We start from the raw sequence: 5234 nt of genomic DNA on the forward strand, positions 1-5234 counted from the left end.
AACTTGTCTGTGCCTAATGATACCCTATAAGAGTAGAGCATTGCAGAAAAATGCGATAGGCGGTTAAAACCGCTCGCGTGGGCTTTCCACATAGCTTCTTTAGAGCGCGAGGCTACCAGCCCTAACGTGTTTCTCTTGTGTGAGCTTGATTCCTGGGTGGGGGATAAGAAATTTCAACCCCCTCTAAATTTTTGTTCAACAGGTGTCAATCCTTGCGGGGAGAATAATCGAGGCGATCGGTTAATTTCAAAAAATCCGGACAGACCTAAGCAGAAATACCGGAGACGGGGCCTTTGAGGGATTATCTCTATCCTAAGATAGCAATGGCAGTCGGATCAACTTATTCCCTTCGATAGATGAGAAATGATGGATGTAATTGTTAGTGTATTTACATAAGACAAAAAGCAACGAATCAAAAAAGGAGATTATCTTATGTTGGTTAGTATTTTAACTTGGATTGTTTTAGGACTGATTGCTGGGGCTTTAGCAAAATTAATTTATCCCGGAAGTCAAGGCGGTGGTATTTTTGCCACGATTGGACTAGGGATTCTGGGTGCAATTGTAGGGGGATGGGTAGCGCAAGCCATCTTTGGAATTACAGCAGTGGGTCTGAGTTGGCAGGGTATTCTGTTTGCGGTGATCGGCGCAATGGTCCTGATCTTCATCTGGGGTCTGTTGACTCAGCGTGCAGCATAAATTTTTCGGGTCCTGTCCCTAGAATGATGTGACTCTTTTTTTTAATAAGCCGGTATTAGGGGTAGGGTAGCAAGCCTTTGCCCCTTGTTTCATGGGACCAGACTTAGGACATCACTGCAATTTAGTCTCCCAGGGCCAGTTTAAAAGAACGTTGATCACAATCATCAATCTGGGGCTAAAAAGCAGTCTTCAGGGATATCGAGATCATCCCTGAAGACTGCTTGATTTTGTTAGGGGATTTGAGAGAGTTTTCCCCTCGGTTGCCAAACTCCGAAGGGCCAACGCTCTTTGAATCCAGAATCGGCTTTGTCAGCAAAATGGCAAAACTTGATTTACTGAAACGGATCCAAATCCTATTTATTTTTCTGCCAAATTTGCCAAGTGGATCCTAATGCAGCGCCCGCCCCAGCAATTAATCCAAAAGTCATCCCTTCAAGAGTTCTGACAACGGGGTCTTGGGTAAGGCATTGATTTGTCGGTACAGCAGCATCTAAACAGCGATTGAGTTCGGCGCTGTAGGCAGTGCCTCCAACCAGAACACCAATAGTGCTACAAGCGACAATATAAATAAGAAAGCGAGTATTTTTTCTAACCATAGATAGATGGCAAGGGAATATGGAAGATTCTTTCTTATTGTGCCGCTTATTTTTCAATCTGGCAAGGGTTTTGTCATTAATTTTAATATTTAAAGTTTAGATTGCAGTATCCTTCTCTAAGGGATAGGCAGGGAATCCTTTAATCGGAGAATAAAGATAAAAATACTACCCTGCAAATTTAATGTTAATTAAAACCAGGTTTTTAATTAATAAACGACTATAGCGGTTCTAAATGATTAGGCGAATGGACGTCGGCGGCCCCCAACCGTCGGCGGCCCAAAGCGGGAGAGGGGAGCAGGAGAGGGCATAAATCATTTAGAAAAAGCTATATAACGACTACACCCTTAAGGATATAGTCGTTTAGGGTCATCGTCGGGGGCAAAATTAACCCCAGTTTAGGAGGCGAGAAAGCCTTTGGATGCTTTCTTTTTACCCTTAGATTTTGATTTGGATTTGTTGACTTCGACTAGGGCCTCTTCAAAGAGTTGATTTAAATGCAGGGGAATCGAGGCAGTTTCCGGCAGATGAGGTTCTAAAGGTTTATTAAATTCCTGCAAGAGAGGCCCTAAATCGCGGTCGAGTTGAAAATTGGGTCGTTCTAACACCCGTTGCAGTAGATTTTGCAATGGATTAGGATACTCAGCGACAAGTTGCTGCCAGACATAAAAATTAATAATGGGGTCTTCGAGGTAATGGCGAACCAGAGGTTCTGCCTCGATGATGCTGGGGTCTTCCCGGTTCAGGAGTGCCACAAATTTACCATAAGTCGGAATCAACATTTGACCCCACCTGGGATGAGAAAAACAGGTAACCTCTTCGGCTTTTTTGAGGTCATCGGGTAAATGGACTTTCGGCATGACCATTTTATTGTTTTTATTGCGATCGAAGAATTGGGCGGCTTCTTTAGGGTCCACACCGGCTTCTTCCGCTGCCGCCATCAGTTCCTCCATGTCAACGCCTGCTTCGGAAGCTACTTCTTCGAGAGACTTATTTTCGTCAATTCCTGCTTCGGCAAGACGTTTTTTAGTCATGCTTTCTTGCAGTTCGCCAATTTTTTTGTTGAGTTGATATCCGGGAAGGGTAAAGCGATCGCCTCCAAAAAATTCGGTAAATTCTTCATGATATTTCACCACCGATTCCCAGGCTTCTTCTAATAATCCAGGGGCATCCCCATAGAGGTGATTTTTGTAATTATCTTTAAAATTACCGATCGCCACTGCAAGTTTGGGTTTACCCAGATTCCCGAGTGCCATATAACTCCCGAAGAACATATACTGAAAATCGTCCACTGGGGCGATGCGAGTCAGCAAAATATCTCCCAGTTTAATCCGCTGGATTTGTGCCTGTTGTGCAGCAGAATTGGCCTTAACCTGATAATATTTAGCCGTGAGCCAGTTCATCAATTCTAGGCCATCGGGTACAATTTGAATTGCTTCAAAGACACCTATGAAGCTATTTTGCCAACTTTGAATTAAGGCGCGATCGCCTTCAGGTAAGTCCGGTTGAATTTCTAAAAATAAATCAATGGGAGTTGTCTTCCCGACTTTACCCTCCACTGCAAATGAATCAATCCGCATATTGCGCTGACTGATATCTGAACGATCGCGAGAAGCGTGTTCAGCCGCATAAGTTTCCAGGGCGATCGCCACCTCTCCCTCGGCATCCAAAACAAAATCAATTAATTCCTGCTTGAGTTCCCAAGCGCGATCCACAGTTGCGTCCACAGTTTCTCTCTCCAAGTTACACTGTTCTAAGGTATCGAGACATCGAAGGCGATCGCATCTGTCCTGAGACTGGCTTTTCCCAAAATATGGCCCCATTCCCTCCAATCCCCAGGAAAAAGCATAAAACATCCAGCCTCAAGAGGGTTTGGAGACCAAACCCCTACATCAGATCAGAGGGTTTGGAGACCCTACCCCTACATGAAACAACGATTGAGCGTCATTAAATTTACCACCTTGACAGGGCTAGTTCGCAAAATGCTATAAGTTCATACCCTCCTAATCGCCCCCATCATTAAGGGGATACAGGTTGTGCCACCGCTTGGGGAAGTGCAGATTGCGTCATCGTGCGATCGCCAATTTCTTTCGGTACAAAATCGCTATCCTTGGCCCCAGGAATTTTCGCTAGATAACAATCACGCACCGCCAGCAAAAAACCTTTAATCGCATCCGGTGCACCGGATTGAGCATCAGCAGTTTTAAAGAAATCTTGCCATTGCTGGGAGTCGGTTTTATACAAATCCACCAAATACAAACCTGCTAAATATTCCGCCACCGGGTCGAGAGCAAACCGGAGGTTTTCCTTAGCAACCCCAACAGTTTGCAGCAGACGTAGCTTGGATTCCAGATAATGCAGACGTTGGTCCGCATCCGGTGCAGGTAAAGCGGCGATCGCATCTTTAATGTGAGCACTCGCGGGACGATAGCGCTCTTTCAGACATTCCCAGGCGATCGCTTTAGCATCTTGGTGCAGAGTGCGATCGGCGAGTTTATCTTCCGTAACATCCCGATTCAATTCGTTTAAATAGGACAACATTAAATCCGGGATATTCTCCGGCAAATCTGCCGATTGATACCCTTCCTTTGCCGAAATTAACTGTTCAGCATATAACTTTGCCAGCAATACCGTAATATCTCTCGTCCCCACCATATCCGAGAGTTGAATGCAGGCGTTGAAAAATTCCTTATCCGTGAATAAACCCCGCTTCCCCCGTTGAGTGAGGTACGCTTCCATAAACGAAGACAGACGATTTCCAGCGATGCGAAGGGGTTTAATGCGGCACTGAGTCGTCCGATTGAGCGGTTCTTCCAGTCGCGAAGTAATCACCAAAGCATTGATATCCAATGATTCCAGTTGGATTTGCTGGCGGGTGGCTTCGCTCATTTCAGAAATGTGGTCTAAGATGACCAGAATCCGCCGATGTTTGAGTAAATTTGCCAGCAATTCATCAGAAATGGGTTCCGCTTTTCCCGTGAGGTCCTGGAGTTGGCGGCGGATGGTTTCCCGCAACGGGTGAGGGGTGGAGGTGAGTTGGGGGGTGAGTTCTTCTTCGATTAAAATGGGAATCGTGAGATGGGGAGCGAGCCGATGTTGGGGAGTTTCTTCGATGGCCCAAAGTGCGATTTGTAGCCGTAATCCCTCGCACTCGGGGGGAGTCCGACTCCAAGGATTTCAGTAAGTCTGGAACCGCAGGATCACCAATTTGACTCAATGCCTCTGCTGCACCCTGACGGATGAGAAAATTATCGGACTGTAAGGCTTTGATTAAGGCAGGGACAGCAGGTGCGCCAACTTCTGCTAATGCGGTTACGCGATCGCCCCGGGTGAATTCATCCGCCACCTTTAATTGCTCGATGAGTGGGGCAATTTCCGCGTCCGTGGGGGTTTCGGCGGTGGCGGGGGTTGTCAGCAGCAGGGTTGAGGTCCAGGAGAGGACGGTGAGAGCAACGGTGGCAAACAGTTTGTGGGAGCGAGTGTGGGTCATTAGCTATCAGGATAAACCGCCTTACGGAGGTTCTCCTCAAAGTTAGAAGAATATTGCTTCTATTATAATTGGCATTTTCTCAGGAGGGGGTTACATTCGTGACATTTTTCGGCTGGGTGGGGTGAGAAAAGCAGGGGAATCTCATATCCGGTGGAACCCGCTAAGGAGTCGTGTAAAAATAACTTGAACATTTTTTGCCTAGAAGCGCCATCCGGAGAGGATTTCATATAAAATTTGCACAACTTATTTTTACATAATGCCTAATAAGCGGTTTCCAGTGTTATAAGGTCCATTTTATAGGAGTGCGAGCATCTTGCTCGCTATTGTCAAAAGCGAGCAAGATGCTCGCACTCCTAATCGCCTCTGTACCCCAGGAGTCCAGGAACCGCTACAAGTGGAGAAACCGGGTTTCTGGCGACAATTTGGGTAATGTGGCAAAATTTATGGTAGAAACC

Annotated in this window: 5 protein-coding genes; 1 reads left to right on the forward strand and 4 read right to left on the reverse strand. The window is 46.1% G+C overall.

The features are described 5' to 3' along the window. Positions 1 to 432: 432 nt before the first annotated feature. Positions 433 to 696, forward strand: coding sequence for a GlsB/YeaQ/YmgE family stress response membrane protein (locus J0895_RS22775; RefSeq protein WP_207090280.1), 264 nt, complete (start codon positions 433 to 435; stop codon positions 694 to 696). Positions 697 to 1049: 353 nt separating this feature from the next. On the opposite strand, the gene J0895_RS22780 is transcribed toward J0895_RS22775, so the two are convergent. The 4 genes from J0895_RS22780 to J0895_RS22795 form a co-directional block, all read right to left on the reverse strand. Next, positions 1050 to 1292 (reverse strand): hypothetical protein, encoded by a 243-nt coding sequence (locus J0895_RS22780; RefSeq protein ID WP_207090281.1) that lies wholly within the window; start codon positions 1290 to 1292, stop codon positions 1050 to 1052. Between the two features lie 395 nt (positions 1293 to 1687). Next, on the reverse strand, positions 1688 to 3016 hold the full coding sequence (locus tag J0895_RS22785) for a hypothetical protein (protein WP_207090282.1): 1329 nt from the start codon (positions 3014 to 3016) through the stop codon (positions 1688 to 1690). Between the two features lie 292 nt (positions 3017 to 3308). Then, a complete protein-coding gene (locus tag J0895_RS22790; RefSeq protein WP_207090283.1) occupies positions 3309 to 4304 on the reverse strand; it encodes an NACHT domain-containing protein in 996 nt (331 codons plus the stop codon). Next, positions 4243 to 4779 carry a HEAT repeat domain-containing protein gene (locus J0895_RS22795; RefSeq protein ID WP_207090284.1) on the reverse strand — a complete coding sequence of 179 codons (537 nt, stop codon included), beginning with the start codon at positions 4777 to 4779 and terminating at the stop codon, positions 4243 to 4245. The genes J0895_RS22790 and J0895_RS22795 overlap by 62 nt, the downstream gene beginning before the upstream one ends. Positions 4780 to 5234: the final 455 nt, after the last annotated feature.

Origin of the sequence: Phormidium pseudopriestleyi FRX01 (assembly GCF_017313335.1) — a bacterium.
In the GTDB taxonomy this organism is placed as follows: domain Bacteria; phylum Cyanobacteriota; class Cyanobacteriia; order Cyanobacteriales; family Laspinemataceae; genus Laspinema; species Laspinema pseudopriestleyi.

Coding starts and splice junctions, on each gene's coding strand:
- J0895_RS22795 (WP_207090284.1), bottom strand. CDS start 4,779: ATGACCCACACTCGCTCCCACAAACTGTTTGCCACCGTTGCTCTCACC.
- J0895_RS22775 (WP_207090280.1), top strand. CDS start 433: ATGTTGGTTAGTATTTTAACTTGGATTGTTTTAGGACTGATTGCTGGG.
- J0895_RS22780 (WP_207090281.1), bottom strand. CDS start 1,292: ATGGTTAGAAAAAATACTCGCTTTCTTATTTATATTGTCGCTTGTAGC.